This is a genomic window from Hymenobacter sp. APR13 (genome assembly GCF_000737515.1).
In the GTDB taxonomy this organism is placed as follows: Bacteria; Bacteroidota; Bacteroidia; order Cytophagales; family Hymenobacteraceae; genus Hymenobacter.
Window position 1 is genome coordinate 1,409,839 of the sequence record NZ_CP006587.1, and the last position, 25,851, is coordinate 1,435,689.

The following is a 25,851-nucleotide window of genomic DNA, read 5'->3' on the forward strand; positions in this document are numbered from 1 at the left end:
GGGAGCGGACACTGGTGGGGTTGGTCAAGAGAGAGTAGAGAGGCAACGATGCATCCGATACGGCCTGGCAAAGCAGGTAATGCCGAAAATGCTGCTTAAATAAGCACTTTTTCCGCTTATTGCCTAAACCCACGGCCCAGTTATGCCACGGATGATAGGCCCTTGGCGGCTATTTCTGTAGCTTTGTACGAGTCTGCACCCTCCCGCGCCCGATGAATCTGGCCATCTTTTTCGATCCGCTCCGCGAAGAACTTCTACCCTCTTCGGCTAGCGCTACTGTTCTGGCCGCTTATGCCACGCCTTTCCTGGATACCTTCCCGGACTGGCGGGCCGCCGACCTTGCGCTGATTGGCCTGGACGAGTGGCGCGGCAGTGCCGCCGGCGCCCCCGCCACCCAGGGCGCCGACGAAGTGCGGCGGCGTTTCTACCAGCTGCAGAAAGGCACCGGCCCGGCCCGCATCGTCGATTTGGGCAACCTGCGGCCCGGCCTCACGCTGGAAGACACCTACCAGCGCCTGCGCGAAATCATTGCGGCGCTGCTGGAGCACGGCACCGTCCCGATTCTGCTGGGCGGCTCCCACGACCTCGACTACGGGCAGTTTCTGGCCTACGAAACCCTGGACCGGCCCGTGAGCTTTGCCACGGTGGATGCGCGCGTGGACATGGCCGAGCAGGATTGCGCGGCCCCTGAAGAAAGCCACCTGCGCCGCATGCTTGTGCACGAGCCCAGCTTCCTATTCAACTTTGCCCAGCTAGCCCACCAACAGTACTTGGTAGCCCCAGACGTGCTGGCGGCGCTGGAAAAGCTGCACTTTGAAACCCTACGCGTAGGCCAGGTGCGCGACGATATCCGGCAGGCCGAGCCGCTGCTGCGCCAGGCCGACTTCGTGAGCTTCGATGTGGCGGCGCTACGCTGGAACGATGCGCCTGGCTACTACCCGGCCAACCCCTTCGGCCTCACCAACGAGGAAGCCGCCAAGCTGGCCTGGTACGCCGGCCACAACGACCAGCTCAGCTCCTTCGGCCTCTACGGATACCGCCCCGACTACGACACGCACGGCCTGGCCGCTTCCACGCTGGCCACCATGCTGTGGTACTTTGTGGAAGGCTACTACCACCGCCGCCGTGAAACCGACTTCCAGAGCCGCCGCTTTGTGCGCTACGCCGTGGGCCTGCCCGGCACCCCGGGCAAGCTGGTCTTCTACAAAAGCCGCCACACCGAGAAGTGGTGGCTGGAGGTGGAAAGCATGGCCGACAGCGACGTCAAGCGCATCGTGCCGTGCAGCTACGAAGACTACTTCCGCGCCGCCCAAGGCGACTTGCCCAACCGCTGGATTCTGACCCAGGCACTGCTGGGCTGATTCGTTTTTCGCACTTCGTTTTTTGTTGTTCGCTTCATGGATAACCCCTCATTTGCTAGTAGTCCGAAAAACGAAAAACGGGAACCGGAAAACGAACCCCTCCCCAAGTACACCAAAGGCCAGCTGGCGCTGCGCAACGGCCAGGACCGCGACGAAATTTGGGTGGCCTACCGAGGGCTGATCTACGACGTGACCCGCTCGCGCCTCTGGAAGCGCGGAAACCATTACGAGCACTGGGCCGGCCAGGACCTGACCAAGGAACTGGACCACGACGCGCCCCACACACCCAACGTATTCGATAAATTCTCCGTTATCGGGCAGCTAGCGTGACTTGGTGATGAAGGAATGAGGTAATAGAGTGATGAGGTAGTTGCGCCATCAAAGCAGCTTCGTCACCACATCACCCTACCAACTCATCCTCCATTACTTAATCACCCCATTACCTCATCACCCCATTACCTCATCGCCTCCTATATGAGCACCACCGAAAGCCCGTCTCTCTTCAACCATCTGGAAACCCTTTCCACGCAGGAGCTGCTGGCGGGTATGAACAGCGTCGATCAGACGGTACCGCAGGCGGTGGCGAAAGCACTGCCGCAGCTGGAGGCCCTGGTGGAAGCCACCGTGGCCCGGCTGGGCGCGGGCGGGCGGCTGTTCTACATCGGGGCGGGCACCAGCGGGCGTTTGGGTGTGCTGGATGCCTCGGAATGCCCGCCCACGTTTGGCGTGCCGCACGGGCTGGTGGTGGGCCTGATTGCGGGCGGCGACAAAGCCATCCGCAAGGCCGTGGAAAACGCCGAGGATGACGCGCAGCAGGCGTGGCTGGATCTGCAGGCCCACAACATCAACGACAAGGACATTGTAGTAGGCATTGCCGCTTCTGGCCGCACGCCTTACGTGATTGGCGGGCTGGAGCAGGCCCGGCAGCACGGACTGGCCACGGGCTGCATCGTGTGCAATGCCGGTTCCCAGGTAGCGGCCGTGGCCGAGTTTCCGGTGGAAGTGGTAACGGGCCCCGAGTTCGTGACGGGTAGCACTCGCCTGAAGGCCGGCACCGGCCAGAAACTGGCCCTCAACATGCTCACCACCGCCACGTTCATCCGGCTGGGTCGGGTGAAAGGCAATAAGATGGTGGACATGCAGCTCAGCAACGCCAAGCTGGTAGACCGGGGCGAAAAGATGCTGATGGACGAGTTGCAAATCGGGCAGCCGGAAGCTGCTGAGCTGCTCCAGCGCCACGGCTCCGTGCGGGCGGCGCTAGCGGCGCGGGCTTAGCTGGCGACGGCACAGGTGTCAGCCGTCGGCTGGGGGATTTTGTGACGATGCCGGAAACCCTGCGCGTTTGAGCACAGTTACAGCAGCAGACACCCCGCGGGGATTCACCAGGCCCGACACAGGCTGAAGCCTATGCTACACTTCCCTTTCTATGCACACCCTTGAGCCACACTACGCCTGGCTAGACCAGTATACTGCCTCCGAAGACCCCCGCTCCCCGCTCTACGAAGCCGAAAACAGCCTCGACAGCTACGTCAATACCATCTACGGTTACTACATCCACCCGCAGTGGGACAGCCTGGATTCCGAGACGCTGTTTCTGAAAATCCTGTTCGTGGATTACGACGAGGGCATCGGCATCATCGAGCTGATCGGTGAGTGGAACGACGCCATCGAAAACGACATCATGCACCTCAAGCGCAACATCATCGACCTGATGACGCACGAGGGCATCCGCAAATTCATCCTCATCGGCGAAAACGTCTTCAACTTCCACGGCTCCGAAGACGACTACTACGAAGAGTGGTTCGAGGACGTGGAAGACGGCTGGATTGCGGCCGTGAACTTCCAGGAGCACGTGGTGCGCGAAATGCGCCAGTACAACATCGACAACTACGTGAACTTCGGCGGCCAGCTCGACGAGTTGCCTTGGCGCACATACGAGCCCCGGCGGCTGTTTGAGGTAGTCGACAGCCTGCTGCAGCGGCGGCTGGGCTGATACCGCAAACCCCACTTCGTTCGACATCGGGCATAAAAAAAGAGGCTCTCCGCATGTGGAGAGCCTCTTTTTTTGCGTCCTAGACGCTGCCGTAATTACTGGGCAGGAGTCGTAGCAGGAGCTGGGGTAGCCTGGCTTGGCAGAGCGTCAGCAGCATCTTCCATAGCGTCAGCTTTAGCTTCGGTAGCGTTTTCTACCGAGTCAGCACCAGCTTCGTTGCCAGCAGCTTCCATAGCGTCAGCTTTGTCTTCGCCAGCAGCTTCAACGTTGTCAGCAGTTTGCTCCATGTTGTTTTCTTTCTGGCTGTCGCACGAAGCGAAGGTGAACGAAGCAGCGGCCAGGGCGAGGAACAGTACTTTTTTCATGATGGGGGTTGTTGAGGAAATTTGGAAAGTCTTTTTGGGTTGAAATCCGGCCGGCACCCGAAGGCTACCGGCTGGTTTCGGGGCTTTATACCCAGTCTGGCAGAAGGTAACCCGGGGGCTGAAAAAAATATTTTTCAGCCCCCGGCCACCGGCTACTTTTTGCGGAACACGATGCCGATTGGCACGCCCGTGAAGTCGAAATGCTCGCGCATGCGGTTTTCGAGGTAGCGAGTGTAGCTCTCCTTCACGTACTGCGGCAGGTTGCAGAAGAACGCGAATACCGGGTTGTGGGTAGGGAGCTGCGTGGCGTACTTGATGCGCACCGTTTTGCCCTTCTGGATGGGCGGCGGGTACTTCTCGATTTCCTTGAGCATGGTTTCGTTCAGCTCCGAAGTCGGGATCTTGCGGCGCTTGTTGCCATACACATCAATGGCCGTTTCGATGGCCTTGTGCACGCGCTGCTTGGTAAGCACCGACGTGAAGATGATGGGCGGGTAGGAAATCGGGGCAATCTTCTCGTAGATCTTCTGCTCGAACTCCTTGGCCGTGTTGGTTTCCTTGTTTTCGATCAGGTCCCACTTGTTCACCAGAATCACGATGCCCTTGCGGTTCTTGTCGGCCAGGCCGATGATGTTCACGTCCTGGGCTTCAATGCCGCGGGTGGCATCCAGCATCACCACGCACACGTCGGCTTCTTCCAGCGCCCGGATGGAGCGCAGCACGGAGTAGAACTCCACGTCTTCGTGCACTTTGGTTTTGCGGCGCAGACCGGCGGTATCCACCAGCATGAACTCGTGGCCGAAAGCGTTGTAGCGCGCCTGGATGGAGTCGCGGGTGGTGCCGGCAATGTCCGTGACGATGCTGCGCTCGGTGCCCAGCAACAGGTTCACGAAGCTGGACTTGCCCACGTTGGGGCGGCCCACCACGGCAATCTTCGGAATGCCCAGGTCGGGCTCTTCCACGCCCTCTTCCTCGAAGTGGCTGATGACTGCGTCGAGCAAATCGCCGGTACCGGAGCCGCTGGCCGAGGAAATCGGGTAGATTTCACCGTCGCCAACACCCAGGGCGTAGAACTCGCCGGAGGAGTGGATGCGGGAGTTGGTATCGGCCTTGTTGGCGACGATGTAGATGGGCTTGTTGCCCTGGTAGCGGCGCAGCACGTTGGCAAACTCCTCGTCGAGGCTGTGCACGCCGGCCATGGCATCCACCATGAACAGCACCACATCGGCCTCGTCGATGGCCAGCTTCACCTGCTTGTTGATTTCACCTTCGAAAATGTCGTCGGAGTTGTGCACGTAGCCCCCCGTGTCAATCACGGTGTAGTACTTGCCGGTCCAGTCGCCGTAGCCGTAGTGCCGGTCACGCGTAACGCCGCTTTCGTCGTCCATGATGGCCTTGCGCTGGCCCACGAGGCGGTTGAACAGGGTGGATTTGCCCACGTTCGGGCGGCCCACAATGGCAATGGTGTTTTTCATATTGTCTGACTCCAGCCGCCGGCCCGACCAAGTTCGGCAGTGCCCGGAGTAGTTAAGTGAATGTGAGGTCGGAAGTATTGGAACGTCATTCCGAGCGGAGCGAGGAATCTTGCTAGTGTGGAAATCTCTCTTAGTTAGCACACTAGCGAGATGCTTCGCCTGCGGCTCTGCATGACGTTCTATTGTTGTTATTGGTAACCGAAACGGCTCAGGGCCTTCGGGTCGGTGCGCCAGTTCTCGTTTACCTTGACGTAGATTTCGAGGAACACCTTTTTCTGGAAGAACTTCTCCATTTCCTCGCGGGCCCAGGTGCCTACTTTCTTGAGGGCCGTGCCCTGCTGGCCGATGATGATGCCTTTCTGGCTGGCGCGCTCCACGTAAATCACGGAGCGCATCCGGATGATGTCTTCGTCTTCCTTGAACTCCTCGATTTCCACCTCGCAGCTGTACGGTACCTCTTTTTTGTAGAGCTTGAAGATTTTTTCGCGGATCATCTCGGCCGCAAAAAACCGCTCGGGCTTGTCGGTCAGCTCGTCTTTGGGATAGTAGGGCGGGTGCACGGGCAGGTAGCCGAGCACCAGATCCAGCAGCTCGCCGGTCCCGAACTTCTCCAGCGCCGAAATGGGCAGCACGCGGGCCGCATTGGGCAGGTGCTCGCGCCAGTACTCCACCTTGGCCTCCACCTCGGCCTGGTCGGCCTGGTCGATTTTGTTGACGAGCAGCAAAATGGGCGTGTCCACCATCTTGCGCAGGCGCTCCACTACGGGCTCTTCGTCGTGCTTTTCGTAGATATCCGTCACGAACAGAATCACGTCGGCATCTTCCAAGGACGAGTACACAAACGACATCATGGCGTTGTGCAGCTCGTATTTGGGCTGGATGATGCCGGGCGTGTCGGAGTACACCAGCTGGAAATCCTCGCCGTTGAGGATGCCCAGAATGCGGTGGCGCGTGGTCTGGGCTTTGCTGGTTACGATGCTGAGCCGTTCGCCCATCAGGGCGTTCATGAGCGTGGACTTGCCCACGTTGGGCTTGCCGATGATGCTCACGAAGCCGGCGCGGTGCGGTTTGGGGTCGGTATTCACTTCAGGGTCTGAAATTTGGCCTGCAAAGGTACGGGTTTTCGGCGGCCCGGCCCCTGCCTGCCGAAACATTGCTTGTAACGTGAAGTTTTACTTCGCGAAACGTTATGCGACCTTTGCTGATCCTTCAGTGAAAGCAAGCTACCTCGTTTTCATGCGCCGCGAAGGAAAGCTTCGCGTTACCTTATTGCCCTATGCCCTCCTCCCCCAACAAAGGCCGCATCGGCGTCCTGCTCGTCAACCTCGGCACGCCCGACTCGCCCCAGACCGGCGACGTGCGCCGCTACCTCAATGAGTTTCTGACTGATGGCCGCGTGGTAGACATGCCGGCCGCCATCCGCTACCCGCTGTTCCGGGGGCTGGTGGTGCCGTTGCGGGCGCCCAAGTCGGCCAAGATCTACCAGCAGCTCTGGACCGACCGGGGCTCGCCGCTGCTCTTCCACGGCCTCGATCTGCAGAAGCTGGTGCAGGAGAAGCTGGGCAACGACTACCTCGTGGCCTTTGGCATGCGCTACCAAAACCCCAGCATTGAGAAGGCGCTGGATGAGCTGCGCGACGCAGCCGTGGAGCGCATTATTGTGCTACCGCTGTTCCCGCAGTATGCGGCGGCCAGCACGGGCTCGGTGCAGGAAAAGGTGATGGAGCTGGTGAGCAAATGGTGGGTGGTGCCCAGCATCAGCTTCATCAGCAACTTCGTGGACGAGCCAGGCTTCATCGAAACCTTCGCCACGCTGGGCAAGGCCGAAATGGAAAAACACGACTACGACCACGTGGTGTTCAGCTACCACGGCATCCCGGAGCGGCACGTGTTGAAGGGTAGTCACAAGGGTTACTGCAAGCTGGGTAGCTGCTGCGCCAGCTACAACAAAAACAACCGCTACTGCTACCGCGCGCAGTGCTTCGAGACCTCACGGCAGCTGGGCAAGGCCCTGGGCCTGACGCCGGAGCAGTACACCACCACCTTCCAGAGCCGCCTGCAAAGCCGCCTCCGTGACCCGTGGCTGCAGCCTTACACCGACGAGGTTATCAAGGAATACCCCGCCAAAGGCATCAACAACGTGCTGGCCTTCTCCCCCGCCTTCGTGGCCGACTGCCTGGAAACCACGATTGAAGTGGGCGAGGAGTTCAAGGAAATGTTTGAGGAAGCCGGTGGAAAGCACTGGCAGCTGGTGCCCAGCCTGAACACCCACCCGCAGTGGGTGGACGCCGTAGCCGGTATGATTCAGCGCAACTAAACCTCAGCGACCCAGCACCAGCTGAATTCCTACGCTAGCAGCCAGACCCAGTACACTGGGCGTAGAGCTAGTGCGGCTGCGTAATGGCAAAAATGCGCTGATACCAGAGGTGAGGTTGAGGCGCCGGCCCAGGCGCCGCCGCATATTCAGGCCCGGCTGCAGGAGCACCAGCCACTGTCCGGCCCTGTTTATCGGATAATGTTCTTCCATGCTGTTGCCGAGCGAGTCTGTGCTGTAGCGAGTACCAAAATACTGCCAGCTGTTCAGGCGTAGCGGCTGTAGTCTGATGGCCAGTCCTAAATTGGTGTACTCGTTGCGAACCAGCGTGTAGGTTGGCTGCACGAAGACGTAAGCGTATCGGGCGCGCTCGGCAGTAGGGGTGTTGCTGCAGAGGTCGGGGCAGAAGTTGTTGTAGGAATATCCGGCTCCATACCCGCCGCCGCCATACACACTCCAACTGCCACCGTTGGGCCGTATCCACTGGTACCCAGCTCCAGCTTCTCCGCCATATGACCAGCGCCTATCCCTGACCCAACGATGGGCACTGGCCAGCAGTATGGTACTGCGACCGGGCGCATAGGCCGCCTGCAGACTAGTGCCATGTAAGCCGCCAGAGAGGTCTATTTCGGTTTCGCCTTTGGCACGCACAGTAGGCGTCATGAGTGTATGTGGAACCAGCACCGCGCAGCTACCGGCCAGCAAAGCACTTGCTACCAAAGCCCCTTTTTGTAGTAATCGCACCATAAGCAATAGTATCACAGTCGGTAAGTTGAGTCAATCGACAGTGTGCAGGTTGCAAGGCCAATCGATACAATAAATAAGCAAAGTCTGAAAAGCCAGCTGGTATTCTGTTGACAGAATACCAGCTGGCTTTTCAGACTCTAAAGTGTCCTCATCTGCTATTCCAACCTGCGCCGGAAAGTGGCCGGCGTGTCGGTGGGGCGGCGGGCTCCGTAGAAACTGTGCTCGTCGAAAGAGGGCTGCTCGTAGAAGGTATCGGCAGTGTTTTCGGGGAGTTGCAGGCGCAAGGCGCGCAGCATTGCCTGCTCATATTCGCGGCTGATCTGGAACTCCTGGTAGGGCGGGTACTCCAGCACCGAGTCTAGGGTGAGCGAGGGCACGAAGAGGTTGTCGCCGTCCTCGTCAAGCGCCGCCACCCCAATGGGCACCAGAATGTGCCGTTCCTGCTCGTTGATGCGTAATGCGGCGTCCAGCTCTACATCGAGGTAGCGCACTTTCAGGGTCTGCTCTTCCACAATCAGCTCGGCGACGGTGCCGAACTGCCGGCCGTCGCCGCCGCGCACTGCCCAGCCGCGCACGTCGGGGTTGCCGTCGGCTACTTCGTACTCGGTCAGGTCGCGGAGGCGGCGCAGGTGCATGCCCTGGGCGGAAGGAATAGGCGTTGGTTCCACAGGAAAAAGGCGGATTATAAGAAGAAAACAGGCGGCCCGACTACACGGTAGCCGACGAACTGAGGATGCGCATCAGACTGGCCGCGCGGGTGAAGAACTCCTGCAACTGCTGGTGGTCGAGGGCGGTGGCGTTGCGGCCGGAAAGCTGGGTGGCCCGGGTGATGAGGTCGGCTACGGCAGCTTCCTGGCCTGGGTAGGCCTGCTGCTGCATGGCCTGCATGAGGCCGGTGGCGGCCACGAAGCCGGGGCGCAGGCTGGCGTTGGGCTCGTCGAGGCGGGCAGTGGCGCTGGTCAGGTTGTCGCGCTTCTCGTTGATGGCGGCCGTCCGCAGGTCGTCGCGGTCGGCTAGGTCTACCAGCGCGGCCGTGAGCAGGCGCAGGCCTTCCAGGGCGTAGGTGGGCTGGGTGGCGTCGGTGCGGGCAAAGGCGGCCAGCACCTCCGGCGTGACAGGCGCGGCTTCGGGCGCCATGTCGGCTACGGCGGCATCGTTGGGGCGCGGGCCGGTTTCGGCGCCGGCGGTGCTATCGGTGCGGGTAGGGGCCGGCTCGGCGGTGGGCGAGGCTACCGGCTCGGTGGAAGCAGGCGTATCGGCACGGAACAGAAACCAGGCGGCGGCCCCTACTACGGCCAGCACCAGCAGGATGAGCAGCCAGGGGCTAGGAGAGTTTTTCTTGCGCTGAATGTTGATGTCGGCCATAAGGGAGCGGGCTGGGGGTATGGGCAATCCATACGGATGCCGGCCAAAATACGATGCGTAACCGGGTTTCGGGGAATAGCTCTTGAGGCAGCGACCATCTGGCCCTAAGCCACTTTTACTTATGGAATAATTGGCAGCGGAATGAAGTCAGCAGGTGCAGGCACACTGTCTTGCCGCTGCCCCTGTACTTTGCTCAAGATGGCTTCCAACAGCGGACGCATTGAATGTAGCTGACGGCTTTTAATCATAAAATTCCAGAGTGGCTCAAACTTTTTCCAGCCTCCGGCATACGCAAAGTGCTTCAGCATATGCTTCAATTCATCATGAGCCAAGCTGGCACGCGTGATGTTGGCCCAGGAATAAAATTCGCGGTAGGCCCAGTCGTACCCATTCTTAAGTTGAGTGGCTGTCAGGCCAGGGCCCGGCTGGTGCACCACAGTGCGGGTATCATACTCGTTCCAGCGCCGATGGAGCAGCCGGCCTTGCGACTCAATACGCTTGAAATACTCAGTTCCCGGATACGGCGTGGCAATGTGAAACGTGGCAGTAGTGATGCCCTGTTGTACGGCCCACTCCACGGTGCGCTTGAATACGTCGGCTCCGTCATCATCGAGCCCGAACACGAAGCTACCGTTGACCATAATACCCAGGTCGTGCAGTTTCCGGATGGCCAAGGCATAGTCGCGGCCCAGGTTTTGGTTTTTATTACTGGCTTTTAAGTTAGCTGGACTGAGTGTCTCAAAGCCCACAAACAAGCTACGCAGTCCAGCTGCCGCTGCCTTCTCCAGCAACTCGGTATCTCGCAAAATGCTGTCGACAGTAGCGGCGCCCTGAAACAGACGATTCATACCGCGCATCCCCTCAAACAAACTGCTGGCAAATCGCTGATGGCCTAGCAAATGGTCGTCAAGGAAGTAAAGATGGCGGCCCGGCAGCCGCTCAATCTCGGCTAGAGCGTCGTCAACAGGCTGAGTATAGAACGTATTACCGCCTTCAAAAAAAGCGTCTTTATAGCAAAAGTCGCAGTGGTGCGGGCAGCCGCGCGTCACGACGATGGAGTTAGGTACCAGATACAGCTCGCGGCGAATAAGGTCGCGGCGAATTGGGGGCGTACCAACCAATGAGCGACGAGCTGGCGCCACATAGCGAGGCCGGGCTCGGCGTTGGTGCCAGTCGCGCAAGAATTCCGGAAACGTGTCTTCTCCTGGGCCCAGGAAGATACTGTCGGCGTGGACACTAGCCTCTTCGGGCATACTCGTAACGTGTAGGCCACCCAAGCATACATAGCAGCCGCGGGCCCGGTATAAATCGGCCAGATCGTAGGCCCGATAAGCATTCGTGATGTATACCTGGATTACAACCAGGTCGGGGACATCATCGGTGTGCAATGTCTCTACGTGCTCATCCTGCAACTCAGCCTCCCAATGCGCCGGCAGCAGTGCCGCTAAAGTCGCCAGGCCTAACGGCGGGAACAAAGAATACTTGATGGGCCTCCAGTAAGGATTTGTGGCCTCGGTGAGAGCGGGAAGAATGAATTTTACGCGCATAGCTGGTCTGAAGTGAAGTACGACCCGAATGAGCACTATTTACTTTGTAATTCAAAGTTCTTTACAAAAAGACACTAATCATTTCTATTCGACTCTCTGACTTTCCCTTCTATAGTTTTCTATGTTTACCGCTGTTTGCCAGCAACTGATGGCTTTCTGATTTACCTCTCCCCTACCCGGCTTATGCGCACCACTCACCTTCTGGCCGATTTGCAGGCGCGGGGCCTGCTGCCGCCCGCCCAAGCCCAGGCCATTGCCGACGATGAACGCACCCGGCCCATGTCGCTGCACCAGGAGCTGCGGGCGGCGCTGTACTTGGGCATTATGCTGCTTACCGGCGGGCTGGGCACGCTGCTCTATCAGCACCTCGACAATATCGGGCATGGCGCGGTTATCGGGGCAATGGCGCTGCTGATGCTGGCCAGCTTTGGCTATGCCTGGTGGCACCGGCAGCCGTTTACGTGGGGCCAGGCCAATGCCCCCAGCTTCGTACCCGACTACGCGCTGCTGCTGGGCTGCCTGCTGTTTCTGGCCCTGGAAACCTACGTGCAGGCAGTATTCAACGTGTTTGGCAGCCGCTACGGGCTGGCCACGCTGCTGCCCGCCGTGCTGTTTCTGGCCCTGGCCTACCGCCTCGACCACCGGGGCGTGCTGGCCATGGGTGTCACGGCGCTGGGCGCGTGGGTGGGCGTGAGCGTGGCGCCGCTGTCGGTGTTCACGGCCAACGCCTTGTTCACTTCGCGGCTGGGCATAGCGGGCGTGCTTCTTGGACTGGCCCTGACGGGAGCGGGCCTGCACGCCGAGTTTACCCGGCGCAAGCCGCACTTCGCCTTCACGTATATCTCGCTGGGGGCCAACGTGGCGCTGCTGGCGGCCACTGCCGTGCTCTTCGACTACTACCCGCAGCCCTGGCTGCCCAAGTGGGTGGCGGTGCTGCTGGTGCTGCTGATGAGCGCCGGCCTGGTCTGGTATGCCCGGCATGCGCAGTCGTATCTGTTTCTGCTGATGGGGACAGTGTACGGCTACATCGCCCTGACTTACTCGTTTATCCGGCTGCTTGATTTCAGCAACGGCGACGAGGGCGGGCTGCTGGTTTCGTTTTACTTCATGCTGTCGACAGCAGGCGTTATCCTGCTGTTTGTGCGCAGCAAAGAATTTCTCCGTCGGGTATGAAGATGAAAGCCTATCCGCTGTTGTGGGCTACGCAGGAAGCCATGGAGGCCGCCGCCCCCCGCTGGTTTCGGCGCCAGCTGCTCACCGACGCCCAGTACCAAGCCATCAAAGTTGCTTACCAGCCCGATTTCTACCGGCCGGGGCTGCTGCTGCGCATCGGGCTGGTGCTATTTACGTGTGTGGGCGTGGCCGGCGCAGCGGCGTTTCTGGCCCTATTCGGGGCAGCAGCGCGGCTCGAAGATTTCCGGCTGCTGGGCTGGGCGTTGGCACTGGGCTGCCTGGGCACGCAGGAAGTAATCATCCGGGAGTTTCGGCACTACCGTTCCGGCACCGACAGCGCGCTGCTGTACATCGGGCTGTTCGTGCTGGCGCTGCTGCTGGCCGAGGCGGCCGACCACCTGCTGCCTCCAGGCACCACCTACGCGTCGGGTTTCGGTAGCCCTCACTACGCGCTGCTGCTATTACCGATGCTAGGGTTGCTGCTGCTGGCTACCCTGCGCTACGCCGACCGGCTCGTAGCAGCAGCCACTTACCTAGTGTTGCTGGCGCTACTGGCTAACTGGCTGCTGCAACTGCCCATTGGGCGTCTGCTGCTGCCCTTTGCGCTCATGCTGATGGCGGTTGCCGTCTACCAGATCTTGCAGCGCTGGCGTCAGCGGCCCGATTATCTGTATTACCGCGCTTGCCTGATTGTGCTGGAAGTGCTTGCGCTGGCTACTTTCTACTTGGCCGGCAACTACTACATGGTGCGCGAAGGCAATGCCGAAATCAGTGGCCTCTATCAGTCGGTGCAGGTGCCGCTGGCGCCGCTGTTTTACCTGTTCACAGCCATCATTCCGCTGGTGTATATAGCTGTGGGCTTGCGCAAACGCAGCCGCCTCTGGCTGCTGATGGGGCTGGCCGCCGTGGCTTTTTCTCTGTTCACGCTCCGCTACTACCGCTCGGTGCTGCCCCCCGAAATGGCGGCCGTGCTGGCGGGCACCTTCCTGCTGGCACTGGCCGTATGGGCCGCCCGCTACCTGCGCCCCGCCCGCCACGGCCTCACTTCCCTGGCCGACGCCGAACAGCCTACGCCGTTCAACCTGGAGTCGTTGGTAGTGGCCCAGACGGCCCAAGCCCCAACCGCGCCCACGCCCGGCTTCGAGTTTGGCGGGGGCCACTCCGGCGGCGGCGGCGCCGACGGCTCGTATTGAGCTAGTGCCGCCCGCCAAGCGCAAAAAAGCCGCCGTTGCATCTGCAGCGGCGGCGTTTTTTTATACGTCAGACACTTCTTGCTGCTACACTTTCAGCGGCTCCCGGCGATACATTTTGGCCAGCTGCTCCACGGCATAGTCCACCTCGGCTTCGGTGTTGTACTTGCTCATGGAGAAGCGGATGGTGCCGCGGTCCGGGTCGCAATTCAGGGCGTTGAGCACGTGCGAGCCGGCGTTGGCCCCGCTGGTACAGGCCGAGCCCCCGGACACCGAAATACGGTTGATATCGAGGTTGAACAGCAGCATCTCGTTCATTGCCGACGGCGGCAAGCTCACGCTCAGCACCGTGTACAGGCTCTGGTCGGCTTCGGCGGAGGTGCCGTTGAACGCCACGCCCTCGATTTCGGCCTGCAGCTTCTCAATGAACCGGTCTTTCAGGCCCTGAATGTGGCGCTGGTGGTCGGCCATGCCGCGGTAGGCTATTTCCAGAGCCTTGGCCAGCCCCACGATGCCGTACACGTTTTCGGTGCCGGCGCGCTGGTTGCGCTCCTGCGAGCCGCCATGAATCAAAGCGTCCATGGTCTGGCCCGAGCGGCGGTACAGAAAGCCCACGCCTTTCGGCCCATGGAATTTGTGCGCCGAGCCCACCAAAAAGTGGGTTTTCAGCTGCTGCACGTCGTGCTTGTAGTGGCCCATGGTCTGCACCGTGTCCGTGTGGAACACGGCGTCGTGGCGGGCGCAGATGTCGCCGATGGCCACAATGTCGTTGAGGTTGCCGATTTCGTTGTTGGCGTGCATCAAGCTCACAAACGAGCGGGGATTGGTGGCCAGCAGCTCTTCCAGCTGCGCCAGATCAAAGCGGCCCTGGGCATCGTGCTGCAGGTAGCTCAGAGTGGCGTCGCCGGCCTTTTCCAGGGCCTGCGTGGTGTGCAGCACCGCGTGGTGCTCCAGCCGCGACGTAATCATGTGCTTCAAACCCAGCGTCCGCACGCTCCCGAAGGCGGCGTAGTTGTCGGCTTCCGTCCCGCACGAGGTAAACACGATTTCGGCGGGCGCGGCATTAATCAGGTGGGCCACCGTTTTGCGCGCATTCTCAATCGCCGCCCGCACCTGCCGCCCGTGCCCATGAATGCTGCTGGGGTTTCCGAAATGGTCCCGCAAAAACGGCAGCATGGCGTCCAGCACTTCCGGGTCCAGAGGCGTAGTAGCGGCGTTATCGAAGTAAACAGTCATGGGCGGCAACGAAATAAATGAAAGCAACGGCCACAAAAATAAGGGATTCCGCCGGGCTGGCTTTTCTACCCCGCCGGATACCGCAGCAAAGAGGGGTGACTTTTGCCCCGGCAGCAGCCCGCCCGGCAAAAATCACCCCTCTCCTATCGGGTAGCTCCCTTCCGAAAATTACTTGCTGATAATCTCCCGAATGTCGCCGATGATCTTGTTGGCCAGATGGTCGGCCGTGGCGTTGGACTCCGACTCAGCGTAGATCCGGATGATGGGCTCAGTGTTGGACTTGCGCAGGTGCACCCACTCCTTGTCGAACTCAATCTTCACGCCGTCAATCGTGTTTACGGGCTGCTTGGCGTAGCGCGCGGCCATCTGCTTCAGCACCTCGTCGGTGTTGATTTCCGGCGTCAGCTCAATCTTGTTTTTCGAGATGAAGTAGTTTGGGTACGAGTTGCGCAGGCGGGTCATGGTGAGGCCGGTTTTGGCCAGATGGCTCAAAAACAGCGCAATGCCCACCAGCGAGTCGCGGCCGTAGTGCAGCTCGGGGTAGATGATGCCCCCGTTGCCCTCGCCCCCGATAACGGCGTTGGTTTCCTTCATTTTGGTTACCACGTTCACCTCGCCCACGGCGGCAGCGGCGTACTGGCCGCCCTGCTTCTCGGTCACGTCGCGCAGGGCGCGGGTGCTGCTCAGGTTGCTCACGGTGTTGCCGCCGCCGTTCTGCTGCAGCACGTAGTCGGCCACGGCCACCAGCGTATACTCCTCGCCGAACATGCTGCCATCTTCGTTCACCAGCGCCAGGCGGTCCACGTCGGGGTCCACTACAATGCCCAGGTCGAAGGATCCTTTCTCCATCGTCTTGGCGATTTCGCGCAGGTTTTCGGGCAGCGGCTCGGGGTTGTGGGCGAAGTCGCCAGTAGGCTCGCAGAACAGCTTTTCAATGATTTCCACGCCCAGCTGCTCCAGCAGCATCGGCACCGCGAAGCCCCCGGTCGAGTTCACGGCATCTACCACCACCCGGAAGTTTTTGGCCTTGATGGCCGCCTTATCCACCAGCGGCAGCGCCAGAATGGCGTCGATGTGGGTCTGCAGGAATGTATCGTCGGTGCTGTACTGGCCCAGCTTGGTCACGGGCGCAAAGTCAAACGACTCGGAGTCGCCGAGCGCCAGCACCTGCTGCCCTTCCTGGTCAGAGATAAATTCGCCCTTGTTGTTGAGCAATTTCAGCGCGTTCCACTGCTTGGGGTTGTGCGACGCCGTGAGGATGATGCCGCCGCCCGCGTTTTTGACCGGCACCGCCATTTCCACCGTGGGCGTGGTGCTCAGCCCCAGGTCGATGACGTTGATGCCCAAGCCCTGTAGCGTGGCCGCCACCAGCTTGCTTACCATTTCGCCCGAAATGCGGGCGTCGCGGCCAATGATGATGGTATTGTTTTGCGTATTGGCCAGTACCCACGTGCCAAAGGCCGCGGCGTACTTCACAATATCGATAGGTGTCAGGCCGTCGCCGGCAGCGCCGCCGATGGTACCCCGGATGCCCGAAATGGATTTAATTAGTGCCACAAGCCAAGTCTGTTTTTTTGAACAGGCAAAAGTAGCTAAACGCCCCTGCTTTCGCTACGCTACCGCCCGTGGCTGCGGCTACAGTTGAGTTTGCCGGCTTAGCCGGTCCGGTTGGCAATAGCGCCTTGTGTGCAACAGTGCGGGCGAGCGGTGTATCTTTGGAATAATGGATACCACCACTACTGACCGCCGCCCGGCCCAACTGGCCGCCTTCGGCCGCCTGCTCGACGTACTGGAGCGCCTGCGCGCCGAATGCCCCTGGGACCGGAAACAGACGCTGGAAAGCCTGCGCCACCTGACCATTGAGGAAACCTACGAGCTCAGCGACGCCATCATCCGCAACGACTTGCCCGACCTGAAAAAAGAGCTGGGCGACGTGTTTCTGCACCTCATCTTCTACGCCAAAATAGCCTCCGAAACCGGCCATTTCGATATTGCCGACGTGCTGAATGCCCAGTGTGAAAAGCTGATTTTTCGGCACCCGCACATCTATGGCAATGCCCAGGCCGACACGGAAGAAGAGGTTAAAAAGAACTGGGAGCAGCTCAAACTCCAGGAAAAAGGCAACACGTCGGTGCTTGGCGGCGTACCTACCTCACTGCCGGCGCTGGTAAAGGCAATGCGTATCCAGGAAAAAGCGCGCGGAGCAGGATTCGATTGGGAGAAGCCCGAGCAGGTGTGGGAGAAAGTGCAGGAGGAGCTGGGCGAGTTCAAAGATGAATTTGCGCACGCCGATCCGGCTGCCATTAACCCTGAACGGGCCGCCGCCGAATTTGGTGACTTGCTGTTTTCGCTTATCAACTTTGCCCGCCACGCTGGTATCAATCCAGAAGAAGCTCTCGAACGCACCAACCGCAAATTCATTCACCGCTTTCAACACCTGGAAACCCAGGCGGCCCGCAACGGCCAGCGCCTCGCCGATCTGAATCTTGCCCAAATGGACGTGTATTGGGAAGAAGCCAAACAACAGGCGCTTCCTCCTAGCCAGAACTCGCCCACGAAATAGCCTTTTTTCGGGTTTTGACCTGCTTTAAAGCGTTTAAACCCCGATTTCATTTGGCGACACTCCGATTTTTTAATTAGGTTTGCCAAGGATAGACCGAATTTCGGATGGGCCCCGCACACGAGCAGACCCACGTTTTTTGCCCCGGCAAAGCGTGCGGGTGAGCGGGGCACCGCTGTATTTAGGCCTGTTCATCGTTCATTTACCCAGTTTACCCAGTTTACCTTTCACCACCAACACCCCTAATTCTCCGGAACAATGGAACAAAAGAATGCCCTGAACAAGAACGTGCGGCCTGCCGCTCCTGCCGCGCCCAAGGGTGAGGCGAAAGGCGGATCCGCGTTTGCCGCCATCGTGATTCCGCTGGCCTTCGTTGTAAGCATTATCATCTTCAACTTCGTGTTGGGTAACCCCGGCAACTTTGTGGGTAATGACAACGCCAATGCAGCCCTGCCCGGCAACTACCTCGGCACGGTATACAAAGGCGGTGTGATCGTACCGATCCTGATGACGCTTTTCCTGCTCGTACTGACCTTCTCGATCGAGCGTTTCCTGACCATCAGCAAAGCCAAAGGCTCGAAAGGTGTTGAGTCGTTCGTACGGACCGTACGTCAGAAACTGAACGTGAACGACATCACCGGTGCCATCGCCGCCTGCGACCAACAGAAAGGTTCGGTAGCCGCCGTAGTGAAGTCGGGCCTGCTGAAGTACCAGGAGATGGCCCGCGAGCGTGGCCTCGACAAAGACCAGAAGATCTTGGCTATCCAGAAGGAAATCGAAGAGTCGACGACTCTGGAGCTGCCCATGCTGGAGAAAAACCTCGTTATCCTCTCCACCATTGCTTCGGTATCGACGCTGGTAGGTCTGCTGGGTACGGTATTCGGTATGATCAAGGCCTTCTCGGCTCTGGCACAAGCTGGTAACCCCGATGCAGTAGCCCTGGCTGAAGGTATCTCGGAAGCTCTGATCAACACGGCTATTGGTATCGCCGGCTCGGCCATCGCCATTATCGCCTACAACTACTTCACCAGCAAGATTGACGAGCTGACCTACAGCATCGACGAAGCTGGTTTCAGCATCATTCAGACCTTCGCCGCTCAGCACGGTGAGAAGCCAACGGAAACTTACTCGGCCTAAGTTGCGGTTAACGCAATAGCAGCAAGTACTTTTCGTTTCTCTGAATATTCTCAACCACGCACGAAATGGGTAAAGTAAAGCCTCATAGAACCGGCCCTTCGCTGGATATGACCCCGATGGTGGATCTGGCCTTCCTGCTGGTGACATTCTTCATGCTGACCACCAAGTTCTCCCCGGAGGAAGTGGTGGTGGTTGATACGCCTTCTTCTACTTCTGACTTCAAACTGCCGGAGAGCAACGTAATCCGCCTCCTGATCGACAAAGACAAGCGCGTCTTCTTCGGTCTGGAAAGCGACAAAGCCCGCCCGGTACTGCTCGACAAGATGGCTGCCAAATACGGCGTCACCTTCACCGACAAGCAGAAGAAAGCCTTTGGTGGCCTCAACAGCTTCGGCGTGCCGATTCAGCAGCTTGGCTCACTCCTGAGCATGTCTACTGAAGCGCGCAAAGAAGTGAAGCAGCCCGGCCTGCTGTCTGTTACCGATACGGTGCAGCTGATGGACTGGGTGATGGAAGCCCGTAAGGCCAACCAGGAAGCTGTGGGCAAACCCACGTTCATCGCCATCAAAGGCGACAACAACGCGGACGTTGCTACAGTGAAGCGTGTCATCCAGCTGATGCAAAACAAGAACATCAACCGTTTCAACCTCGTTACCGATTTGGAGAACAAGCCGGTAGTGAGCCGTTAAACCAGCAGCGACATGGCAGAAATACAACAACAAGCCGACTCCGGTAAAGGAGGAAAGAAGCGGGCTAAAAAAATGTCGACCAAAATCGACATGACACCGATGGTGGACTTGGCCTTCCTGCTTCTGACCTTCTTTATGCTGACCACGACGTTCAATAAGCCGAACGTGATGCAGCTGACGATGCCGGTTAAGGAGAAAAATCCTGAAGAACAATCCCAGATCAAGGCATCCAATGCCTTCACGATTCTGATGGGTGAGGCCAACAAGGTGTACTTCTACGACGGCCTGCTGGCCGACGACGTGAAGCCCGAGCTGAAACTCACCAACTACTCGGCCGACGGCATCCGTAAGGAGCTGCTGGCCCGTCGTCGGAATCCGGATCTGGTGGTACTCATCAAGCCGGACGATAAGTCCAACTACCAGAACATGGTAGACATCTTGGATGAGATGAACATAACCGACCAGAAGAAATATGCGTTGGTAGACATTTCGCAGGCTGACTTAGACCTCATTAAAACCTCCGGGCTATGATGGATAACGCTCAAATAGCGCGGGCGAGCCTCAACGACATCGTATTCGAAGGCCGCAACAAGGCCTACGGAGCGTATGTGCTGCGGCGCTTGTACAGCAAGCACGTCACGCGCGCCCTTCTCATCGCAGTTGCCTTCTTTGCCCTGCTCGTAAGCTTCCCGCTGATTGCGCGGATCTTCAGCGACAACACGGTAGTGGAAGAAGACAAGATGCTGAAGGAAAACGTCCTGATGGATGCCCCTCCATTGGACCAGACCAAACCACCGCCACCGCCGCCGCCACCGGAGGCGCCACCACCGCCACCGCCGAAGCTTTCCACCATCAAGTTCACGCCTCCGGTCGTGAAAAAAGATGAGGAAGTGGTGAAGCAGGAGGAAATTCCAGATCAGAAGGAACTGGAAGACAAGGTAGTCTCGACCGTCACGGTAAAAGGCAACACCGACAACCCAATCGACCTGAACGGGCTGGAAGGTGAAGGCAACAAAGTGGTGGAAGAGGTAGTGGAGCAGAAAGTTTACCAGTACGTGGAGCAAATGCCCGTATTCCCAGGTGGACAGGAAGCTTTGCTGCAATACATTGGCAAGAACATTAAGTATCCAGCGCTGGCTCTGCGCAACCAGGTAGAAGGCAAAGTATTCATTGCTTTCGTGGTTGGTCCGGATGGTCAGGTATCGGATGTGAAGGTTCAGAAGGGTATTGGCGCCGGCTGCGACGAAGAAGCTAGCCGCGTAATCAAAACCCTGCCGAAGTTTGCACCAGGTAAGCAGAACGGCCGTGCCGTGAGTGTATCCTACACCGTACCGGTGACCTTCGCTATCAAGTAAGCATACCGAGTCTGACTTCGGTCAGGCTCGCTTAAGAGTCCCGCATCTGGCTAAGGCTGGGTGCGGGACTTTTTTTGCAAAAAATATATACGGCTTGCATACTATATGAAATTAGGCATGCGTTATACCCCTGAAAGCCAGGCGGAATAAGTGGATATGGGAAGTGGGAAGCCGGGTTTGGGAGTGCGCTGCGTGTATCCGTTTCACCTTTAGCCCTTATGCCCCATGACCAACAGCACCCTCGATCTGCGAACCGCTACTCTCGATGACATGGTCTTCGAGGGGCGCAACAAGGCGTACGGCGCCTTCCTGCTCCGGCGCCTCTACAACCAACACTTGGCCCGGGCTTCCGCCACGGCCATTGTGCTGAGCTTGCTCTTCATCAGCTCACCGCTGGCATTCCGCTACCTGTTTCCGCCGATCCTAATCAACCCTATCGTTGAGCTTCCACCTACAATTGTCGCGCCTATAGATCCGCCTGTATTTGAACAGCGCGAGGTGGAACCTGTCAAACAAATAGCCGTAACGGTCAGGCCTCCGCAGGCTACTACGCCTACCAAGGTGGTGAAGGACGAGCTGGCAAAGCCGGAAATCGCCAAGCCCGAGATTAAGGAAGTTGGCCCGGTGGTGGATGAGGTAGGCCCGACTGGTCCGGTAGCCATTGCTGGATCCGAAACCGGCAGCCTCATTGGCAGCCCTACCGGCACCAAGGACTCCGGCTCGACCAAGACGACGGGCCCGCCCAAGCCATTTATCACGGCGGAGGTGATGCCGCAGTTTGTAGGCGGCCAGGAAGCCCTGATGCGCTACATGCAGAAAAACCTGCGCTACCCGCCCCAGGCCCTGCGCAACAACGTGGATGGCCGGGTCTTCATCTCCTTCACAGTGCTGGCCAGCGGCGACATTGCCGACGTGCAGGTGCTGAAAGGCCTGGGCTACGGCACCGACGAGGAGGCCACCCGCGTGGTGAAGAATATGCCGGCCTGGGTGCCGGGCCAGCAGAACAACCGCTCGGTAGCGGTGCGCTACACGCTACCGATTACCTTCCGCTACGAATAGCAGCAGGCAATATTCGCGGGCGCTAATTATCAATCAGTTACGCTGAATTGATTTTTAGAAAGTCAAAAATCAGCCGGTTTACGTTAAACCGGCTGATTTTTGACTTTTTTTGTGGCAATAACCCGGCGCGTCTTTCGTTTAGGCGAACCAGTGCCGGAAAAAAAAATGTTATAGAAGCGTCCGGCATTTCCACCGGGCTGGCAAGCATGACCAACCGACCCACCACCGAAGAACGACTCAACCAGACGGCGCCCAAGCTGCTGCTGCGGTACTTCCTGCTGCTGATGACCATCATCTACATCGGGCTGGGCATTTGCCTCTGGGTGGCACCTATTGCGCTCAATCTGACGCCCACCGTTCGGCGGATTCTGGGCGGCGTATTCGTGCTGTATGGAATCATTAGATTTGTCCGCATCTACCGGGAACATTTTCAGCCTTCCAAGCATGACCGTACCATTCGTTAATCTGCAGCGCCTGGGCCTGCCGCTGGCTGTAGGAGCCTTGCTGCTGACCGGCTGCAACCAGAATCCCAACGCCAACACGGGCCCGAACGACGATACGGCCACCAGCGGCCGCATCCAGATCAGCGTGGACGAGACCTTCGCCCCCATCGTGAAGTCGCAGGTTGATACCTTTCAGAAGCTCTACACCTACGCCCACATCGACGCGGCCTATAAGGCCGAGGACTACGTAGCCAACGACCTGCTCACAGGCAAAGTGCGGGCGGTGGTACTTTCGCGGCCCCTGACCACCAAGGAGCAGGCAGATCTGGAGAAGCAGAAGCTTTTTCCGCGCACCACTAAGATTGCCACCGATGGCTTGGCTATCATTCTGCACCCGTCTAACCCTGATTCTTTGCTGACGATGGCCCAGCTTAAGGCTATCTTCACGGGGCAGACCAGCAGCTGGAAGCAGATCAGCGGCAAGAGCAAGCTCGACCAGATCAACGTGGTGTTTGATGCCAACCGCTCCAGCACCACCCGCTACGTGCAGGACTCCATTACGCAGGGTGCGGCCCTCACTAAGCAGGTATTCGCCGCAAAATCGAACCCAGCGCTGCTTGATTACGTTGCTACTCATCCAAACGCTATTGGCATTGTAGGTGCCAACTGGATCAGTGACCGGGACGACGCGGCGGTGCAGCGGTTTTTGAAGCAGGTACGGGTAGCAGGCATCAGCCGCTCAGCCAGCCCTAAATCTGAAGAAGACTACCTGCAGCCGTATCAGGCATATCTGGCCCTGAAAACCTACCCGCTCCGGCGTGAAGTATATATCATCAGCCGCGAAGGCAGGGCCGGACTTGGCACCGGTTTTGCATCCTTTGCAGCAGGTACCAAAGGGCAGTTGATCGTGCTCAAGTCAGGCATGATGCCGGCCACCGGACAGACCCGCATTGTCACGATCAAGAAGTAATCTGCCTCTTCCTTCCACAGAAACACACCTTTTTTCACCAACCCTATGCTCATGAACTTCAAGCCCTGGAATCTTTCGTTCCTCGTTGCCTTGTCAGTTTCCGGCTCTGCCGCCTTTGCTCAGACTCCTCAGAAATCCATCGAACTGGAGCGTTATAGCGAAGCCCGGGCCTCCTTGTTGCGTCAGGGCCAATCGGCCGAATCTTCGTTCGAGCTGGGCCGCCTGTATCAGATGCGCGACATGCCTGACTCGGCTGCTTATTATTTCAACCGCATCAGCCTCGACCCCAAGAACCCCATGACCATGGTGGCTGCTGGCCGTGCCGCACTGGCGCAGGGTAAAGCCGCTGAAGCACAGGTGCAGTTTGACAATGCGGTGAAAGCCAGCAAAGGCAAAGATGCCAAGGTGTACACGATGATTGCGCAGGCTTACGGCGAGTCGGATCTAAATGACGCGTCGAAAGGCCTGACCTATGTTGATGCAGCGCACAAGCTTAACAAAAACAAAGACGACGCGGCCCTGATGATTGCCCGTGGCGACATCTACGCCAAGTCGGAAAGCGGTGGCGGCGAAGCCATGAACAGCTACGAGCGTGCCCTGCTGGCCGACCCGAAAAGCGCTCAGGCCAGCTACCGCAAAGGCGAGCTGAACGTACGTTCGCGCAACTACAACGATGCCCGGACGGCTTTCGAACAGGCCATCAGCATCGATGCTAACTATGCTCCTGCCTACAACGCGCTGGCTGAAACCTATTTCTACGCCGGTAAGTACGACGACGCTCTTTCGACCTTCCAGAAGTATCAGGGAGTAGCCGAGAAGTCGCCGGGCACCGACGCGAAGTATGCTTCGTTCCTGTTCCTGACCAAGAAGTACCCTGAGGCGCTGGTGGAAGTGGACAAGGTATTGGCCCGCGACCCGCAGAACGTGACCATGAACCGTCTGAAGGCTTACTCGCTGTTTGAAACCGGCAAGAACGCCGAGGCGCTGACGGCTATGGAAACCTACATGAAGGTACAGCCTGCCGACAAGCTCATCACCGAAGACTACGTGTACTACGGCAAGATGCTCTCGAAAGCCGGCCGTTCCGACGAAGGCACGGCGGCCATTCAGAAAGCCATTGCCGCTGACCCCAAGAAGGCTGCTGAGTTGCAGAATGAGCTGGCTGCCAGCTACATGCTCGCCAAAAACTACCCTGCTGCCATCAAGGCTTACCAGGCCAAGATGAAAGCAGACGGCACGCCTGAGCTGACCGACCAGATCCGTCTGGCCGTGGCCTACGGTGGCAACAAGCAGTACGACAAGGCCGACAGCCTCTACAACGCTGTACTGGTGGCTCGCCCAACCTACGTGCCCGGCTACCTGATGCGCGCCAAAGCCAACTACTATATGGACCCCGAGTCCAAGCAGGGTTTGGCCAAGCCGCACTACGAGAAGTACATTGAAATGGCCAAGACCGACCCGACCAAGTACAAGGACGGTCTGGTAGAAGCCAACAGCTACCTCGGCTACTACTACTATCAGAAAGGCGACAAAGCGGCTGCCGCTCCTTACTATAAGGAAGTGCTGGTGCTCGACCCTGCCAACGAGAATGCCAATTCGGTAATCAAGTCTATGCAGGCTCCCGCCAAGGCTCCGGCCAAGGCGGCTCCTAAGAAGAAGTAGTACTTCGCTCCGCATAGAAAAGGCCCGCTACGTAGGTAGCGGGCCTTTTTTTATTGCCTGACATGAGCTGACAAGCGCTATTTCTCGAAGCCGGCCCAATGCTCCAGCAACGCCGTGAAATCGGCTGGCAGCTCGGCCTCGAACTGCATCTGCTCGCCCGTAACCGGGTGCACGAAGCCCAGGGACTTGGCGTGCAATGCCTGGCGCGGCATTAGCTCAAACGCCTTTTCCACGAAGGCCTTGTAGGCCCCGGTGCGCTGCCCGTAGAGCACTTTGGTGCCGCCGTACGTGGCATCCGAGAACAGCGAGTGGCCAATGTGCTTCATGTGCACCCGAATCTGGTGGGTGCGGCCGGTTTCGAGGTTGCACTGCACCAGGGCCACGTGGCCGAAGGTCTGGAGCACCTTGTAGTGCGTTACGGCGTGCTTGCCGTGCTCATCGCCGAGCGGAAATACGGTCTGCACCTTGCGGTCTTTCAGGCTGCGCCCGATGTTGGTGCTGATGGTACCTTCCGTTTCTTTCGGAATACCCCACACCAAAGCCAGATAAGTGCGCTCGATGGTGTGGTGGAAGAACTGCTGCGAAAGGTGCGTCATGGCCCACTCCGTCTTGCCGATGACCAGCAGGCCCGACGTGTCCTTGTCGATGCGGTGGATCAGGCCGGGGCGGATGTCGCCGTTGCGGCCGGTGGGCAGGTTATTGAGGTGATACGACAGCCCGTTTACCAACGTACCGCACCAGTGCCCAAACGCCGGGTGCACCACCATGCCCGCCGGCTTGTTCACCATCAGCAACGACTCGTCTTCGTAACGGATGTCCAGATCCATTTCCTCGGGCTGCACGCCCACTTCGCGCGGGGGCTCGGGTAGCGTGATGGTAATCACGTCGCCGGGCTTCACGCGGTAGTTGGACTTCACGGCCCGCTCGTTCACCTGCACCGCCTCGGCCTTGATGGCGTTCTGGATTTTGGTGCGGGAAGCATTCTGCAGGCGGTTGAGCAGAAACTTGTCCAGCCGGATCAGCTCCTGCCGCTTATCGGCGTGGATGCGGTGGTGCTCGTACAATTCGTCTTCGCCCTCTTCGGCTACGTCGTCCTCCCCTTCTTCTTCGGGAGCGGACAGCAGCGGCAAGGGAGTTACGAAATCGTCGTCGGTTGCGTCGGGGGTAGTCATAAGGTGCGGGAAGGGCCTGTAGCCCCTCTATAAACAAC

At 58.8% G+C, this 25,851-nt stretch carries 26 protein-coding genes; 16 read left to right on the plus strand and 10 right to left on the minus strand.

Features of this window, described 5'->3' with window-relative positions:
• The first annotated feature begins 212 nt into the window (after window positions 1–212).
• The 4 genes from N008_RS05925 (at window position 213) to N008_RS05940 (ending at window position 3,354) form a co-directional block, all read left to right on the plus strand.
• Window positions 213–1,361, plus strand: coding sequence for a formimidoylglutamase (locus N008_RS05925; RefSeq protein ID WP_044014486.1), 1,149 nt, complete (start codon window positions 213–215; stop codon window positions 1,359–1,361).
• A 36-nt stretch (window positions 1,362–1,397) separates the two neighbouring features.
• Window positions 1,398–1,691, plus strand: coding sequence for a cytochrome b5 domain-containing protein (locus tag N008_RS05930; protein WP_052381250.1), 294 nt, complete (start codon window positions 1,398–1,400; stop codon window positions 1,689–1,691).
• 144 nt (window positions 1,692–1,835) lie between these two features.
• Window positions 1,836–2,636 carry an N-acetylmuramic acid 6-phosphate etherase gene (gene murQ / locus N008_RS05935; RefSeq protein ID WP_044014488.1) on the plus strand — a complete coding sequence of 267 codons (801 nt, stop codon included), beginning with the start codon at window positions 1,836–1,838 and terminating at the stop codon, window positions 2,634–2,636.
• A gap of 151 nt (window positions 2,637–2,787) precedes the next feature.
• Window positions 2,788–3,354, plus strand: coding sequence for a hypothetical protein (locus N008_RS05940; protein WP_044014489.1), 567 nt, complete (start codon window positions 2,788–2,790; stop codon window positions 3,352–3,354).
• A gap of 95 nt (window positions 3,355–3,449) precedes the next feature.
• On the opposite strand, the gene N008_RS05945 is transcribed toward N008_RS05940, so the two are convergent.
• The 3 genes from N008_RS05945 to era form a co-directional block, all read right to left on the minus strand.
• Window positions 3,450–3,719, minus strand: coding sequence for a hypothetical protein (locus tag N008_RS05945; protein WP_044014491.1), 270 nt, complete (start codon window positions 3,717–3,719; stop codon window positions 3,450–3,452).
• A 152-nt stretch (window positions 3,720–3,871) separates the two neighbouring features.
• Complete coding sequence (gene der, locus N008_RS05950) at window positions 3,872–5,194, minus strand: ribosome biogenesis GTPase Der (protein ID WP_044014493.1); 1,323 nt, start codon at window positions 5,192–5,194, stop codon at window positions 3,872–3,874.
• Window positions 5,195–5,382: 188 nt separating this feature from the next.
• Entirely contained in the window at window positions 5,383–6,279 is an 897-nt protein-coding gene (era, locus tag N008_RS05955; RefSeq protein WP_044018375.1) for a GTPase Era, read from the minus strand.
• Between the two features lie 191 nt (window positions 6,280–6,470).
• Between era and hemH the strand changes: the two genes are divergently transcribed.
• Window positions 6,471–7,511: a ferrochelatase gene (gene hemH / locus N008_RS05960; protein WP_044014495.1), complete on the plus strand. Its 1,041-nt coding sequence runs from the start codon at window positions 6,471–6,473 to the stop codon at window positions 7,509–7,511.
• Window positions 7,512–7,514: 3 nt separating this feature from the next.
• Here hemH and N008_RS23015 read toward each other — a convergent pair whose 3' ends face one another.
• The 4 genes from N008_RS23015 to N008_RS05975 all read right to left on the minus strand — a co-directional run bounded on the left by N008_RS23015 (window position 7,515) and on the right by N008_RS05975 (window position 11,167).
• The gene (locus N008_RS23015) at window positions 7,515–8,255 is read right to left on the minus strand and encodes a hypothetical protein (RefSeq protein ID WP_156109040.1); all 741 of its coding nucleotides are present in this window, start codon (window positions 8,253–8,255) and stop codon (window positions 7,515–7,517) included.
• 155 nt (window positions 8,256–8,410) lie between these two features.
• Window positions 8,411–8,923 (minus strand): PRC-barrel domain-containing protein, encoded by a 513-nt coding sequence (locus tag N008_RS05965; protein WP_156109041.1) that lies wholly within the window; start codon window positions 8,921–8,923, stop codon window positions 8,411–8,413.
• Between the two features lie 40 nt (window positions 8,924–8,963).
• Complete coding sequence (locus N008_RS05970; RefSeq protein WP_044014498.1) at window positions 8,964–9,620, minus strand: hypothetical protein; 657 nt, start codon at window positions 9,618–9,620, stop codon at window positions 8,964–8,966.
• Between the two features lie 119 nt (window positions 9,621–9,739).
• Complete coding sequence (locus N008_RS05975; RefSeq protein ID WP_044014501.1) at window positions 9,740–11,167, minus strand: B12-binding domain-containing radical SAM protein; 1,428 nt, start codon at window positions 11,165–11,167, stop codon at window positions 9,740–9,742.
• Window positions 11,168–11,350: 183 nt separating this feature from the next.
• Between N008_RS05975 and N008_RS05980 the strand changes: the two genes are divergently transcribed.
• Together N008_RS05980 and N008_RS05985 are read left to right on the plus strand one after the other, a co-directional pair.
• On the plus strand, window positions 11,351–12,340 hold the full coding sequence (locus N008_RS05980) for a DUF2157 domain-containing protein (RefSeq protein ID WP_044014503.1): 990 nt from the start codon (window positions 11,351–11,353) through the stop codon (window positions 12,338–12,340).
• Window positions 12,337–13,533, plus strand: coding sequence for a hypothetical protein (locus N008_RS05985; protein WP_044014505.1), 1,197 nt, complete (start codon window positions 12,337–12,339; stop codon window positions 13,531–13,533). Before N008_RS05980 ends, N008_RS05985 begins: the two co-directional genes overlap by 4 nt.
• An 84-nt stretch (window positions 13,534–13,617) precedes the next feature.
• Here N008_RS05985 and N008_RS05990 read toward each other — a convergent pair whose 3' ends face one another.
• Together N008_RS05990 and glmM are read right to left on the minus strand one after the other, a co-directional pair.
• Entirely contained in the window at window positions 13,618–14,766 is a 1,149-nt protein-coding gene (locus tag N008_RS05990) for a cysteine desulfurase family protein (protein ID WP_044014507.1), read from the minus strand.
• Between the two features lie 168 nt (window positions 14,767–14,934).
• Complete coding sequence (glmM, locus tag N008_RS05995; protein WP_044014509.1) at window positions 14,935–16,323, minus strand: phosphoglucosamine mutase; 1,389 nt, start codon at window positions 16,321–16,323, stop codon at window positions 14,935–14,937.
• Window positions 16,324–16,489: 166 nt separating this feature from the next.
• On the opposite strand from glmM, the gene mazG reads away from it, so the two are divergent.
• The 9 genes from mazG (at window position 16,490) to N008_RS06040 (ending at window position 24,641) form a co-directional block, all read left to right on the plus strand.
• Window positions 16,490–17,329, plus strand: coding sequence for a nucleoside triphosphate pyrophosphohydrolase (mazG, locus tag N008_RS06000; protein WP_052381251.1), 840 nt, complete (start codon window positions 16,490–16,492; stop codon window positions 17,327–17,329).
• Between the two features lie 255 nt (window positions 17,330–17,584).
• On the plus strand, window positions 17,585–18,463 hold the full coding sequence (locus N008_RS06005) for a MotA/TolQ/ExbB proton channel family protein (RefSeq protein ID WP_052381252.1): 879 nt from the start codon (window positions 17,585–17,587) through the stop codon (window positions 18,461–18,463).
• Between the two features lie 65 nt (window positions 18,464–18,528).
• A complete protein-coding gene (locus tag N008_RS06010) occupies window positions 18,529–19,152 on the plus strand; it encodes an ExbD/TolR family protein (RefSeq protein WP_044014511.1) in 624 nt (207 codons plus the stop codon).
• Window positions 19,153–19,224: 72 nt separating this feature from the next.
• Complete coding sequence (locus N008_RS06015) at window positions 19,225–19,683, plus strand: biopolymer transporter ExbD (RefSeq protein ID WP_316963306.1); 459 nt, start codon at window positions 19,225–19,227, stop codon at window positions 19,681–19,683.
• Entirely contained in the window at window positions 19,680–20,507 is an 828-nt protein-coding gene (locus N008_RS06020) for an energy transducer TonB (RefSeq protein WP_231569790.1), read from the plus strand. Before N008_RS06015 ends, N008_RS06020 begins: the two co-directional genes overlap by 4 nt.
• 225 nt (window positions 20,508–20,732) lie before the next feature.
• The gene (locus N008_RS06025) at window positions 20,733–21,566 is read left to right on the plus strand and encodes an energy transducer TonB (RefSeq protein ID WP_044014517.1); all 834 of its coding nucleotides are present in this window, start codon (window positions 20,733–20,735) and stop codon (window positions 21,564–21,566) included.
• 206 nt (window positions 21,567–21,772) lie between these two features.
• Window positions 21,773–22,030: a hypothetical protein gene (locus N008_RS06030; RefSeq protein ID WP_052381253.1), complete on the plus strand. Its 258-nt coding sequence runs from the start codon at window positions 21,773–21,775 to the stop codon at window positions 22,028–22,030.
• Window positions 22,011–22,979, plus strand: a complete 969-nt coding sequence (locus N008_RS06035) for a PstS family phosphate ABC transporter substrate-binding protein (RefSeq protein WP_044014519.1) — start codon at window positions 22,011–22,013, stop codon at window positions 22,977–22,979. The genes N008_RS06030 and N008_RS06035 overlap by 20 nt, the downstream gene beginning before the upstream one ends.
• A 51-nt stretch (window positions 22,980–23,030) precedes the next feature.
• Window positions 23,031–24,641 (plus strand): tetratricopeptide repeat protein, encoded by a 1,611-nt coding sequence (locus tag N008_RS06040; RefSeq protein WP_197062957.1) that lies wholly within the window; start codon window positions 23,031–23,033, stop codon window positions 24,639–24,641.
• Window positions 24,642–24,718: 77 nt separating this feature from the next.
• Here N008_RS06040 and N008_RS06045 read toward each other — a convergent pair whose 3' ends face one another.
• On the minus strand, window positions 24,719–25,813 hold the full coding sequence (locus N008_RS06045) for an RluA family pseudouridine synthase (protein WP_081910638.1): 1,095 nt from the start codon (window positions 25,811–25,813) through the stop codon (window positions 24,719–24,721).
• Window positions 25,814–25,851 lie beyond the last annotated feature (38 nt).

Coding starts and splice junctions, on each gene's coding strand:
- N008_RS06025 (WP_044014517.1), top strand. CDS start 20,733: ATGACCAACAGCACCCTCGATCTGCGAACCGCTACTCTCGATGACATG.
- N008_RS06040 (WP_197062957.1), top strand. CDS start 23,031: ATGAACTTCAAGCCCTGGAATCTTTCGTTCCTCGTTGCCTTGTCAGTT.
- N008_RS05970 (WP_044014498.1), bottom strand. CDS start 9,620: ATGGCCGACATCAACATTCAGCGCAAGAAAAACTCTCCTAGCCCCTGG.
- N008_RS05930 (WP_052381250.1), top strand. CDS start 1,398: ATGGATAACCCCTCATTTGCTAGTAGTCCGAAAAACGAAAAACGGGAA.
- hemH (WP_044014495.1), top strand. CDS start 6,471: ATGCCCTCCTCCCCCAACAAAGGCCGCATCGGCGTCCTGCTCGTCAAC.
- N008_RS06030 (WP_052381253.1), top strand. CDS start 21,773: ATGACCAACCGACCCACCACCGAAGAACGACTCAACCAGACGGCGCCC.
- N008_RS06005 (WP_052381252.1), top strand. CDS start 17,585: ATGGAACAAAAGAATGCCCTGAACAAGAACGTGCGGCCTGCCGCTCCT.
- N008_RS05980 (WP_044014503.1), top strand. CDS start 11,351: ATGCGCACCACTCACCTTCTGGCCGATTTGCAGGCGCGGGGCCTGCTG.
- mazG (WP_052381251.1), top strand. CDS start 16,490: ATGGATACCACCACTACTGACCGCCGCCCGGCCCAACTGGCCGCCTTC.
- N008_RS06035 (WP_044014519.1), top strand. CDS start 22,011: ATGACCGTACCATTCGTTAATCTGCAGCGCCTGGGCCTGCCGCTGGCT.
- N008_RS05925 (WP_044014486.1), top strand. CDS start 213: ATGAATCTGGCCATCTTTTTCGATCCGCTCCGCGAAGAACTTCTACCC.
- N008_RS06015 (WP_316963306.1), top strand. CDS start 19,225: ATGTCGACCAAAATCGACATGACACCGATGGTGGACTTGGCCTTCCTG.
- N008_RS06045 (WP_081910638.1), bottom strand. CDS start 25,813: ATGACTACCCCCGACGCAACCGACGACGATTTCGTAACTCCCTTGCCG.
- N008_RS05940 (WP_044014489.1), top strand. CDS start 2,788: ATGCACACCCTTGAGCCACACTACGCCTGGCTAGACCAGTATACTGCC.
- N008_RS05945 (WP_044014491.1), bottom strand. CDS start 3,719: ATGAAAAAAGTACTGTTCCTCGCCCTGGCCGCTGCTTCGTTCACCTTC.
- N008_RS05990 (WP_044014507.1), bottom strand. CDS start 14,766: ATGACTGTTTACTTCGATAACGCCGCTACTACGCCTCTGGACCCGGAA.
- murQ (WP_044014488.1), top strand. CDS start 1,836: ATGAGCACCACCGAAAGCCCGTCTCTCTTCAACCATCTGGAAACCCTT.
- N008_RS23015 (WP_156109040.1), bottom strand. CDS start 8,255: ATGGTGCGATTACTACAAAAAGGGGCTTTGGTAGCAAGTGCTTTGCTG.
- N008_RS06020 (WP_231569790.1), top strand. CDS start 19,680: ATGATGGATAACGCTCAAATAGCGCGGGCGAGCCTCAACGACATCGTA.
- N008_RS06010 (WP_044014511.1), top strand. CDS start 18,529: ATGGGTAAAGTAAAGCCTCATAGAACCGGCCCTTCGCTGGATATGACC.
- der (WP_044014493.1), bottom strand. CDS start 5,194: ATGAAAAACACCATTGCCATTGTGGGCCGCCCGAACGTGGGCAAATCC.
- N008_RS05985 (WP_044014505.1), top strand. CDS start 12,337: ATGAAGATGAAAGCCTATCCGCTGTTGTGGGCTACGCAGGAAGCCATG.
- N008_RS05975 (WP_044014501.1), bottom strand. CDS start 11,167: ATGCGCGTAAAATTCATTCTTCCCGCTCTCACCGAGGCCACAAATCCT.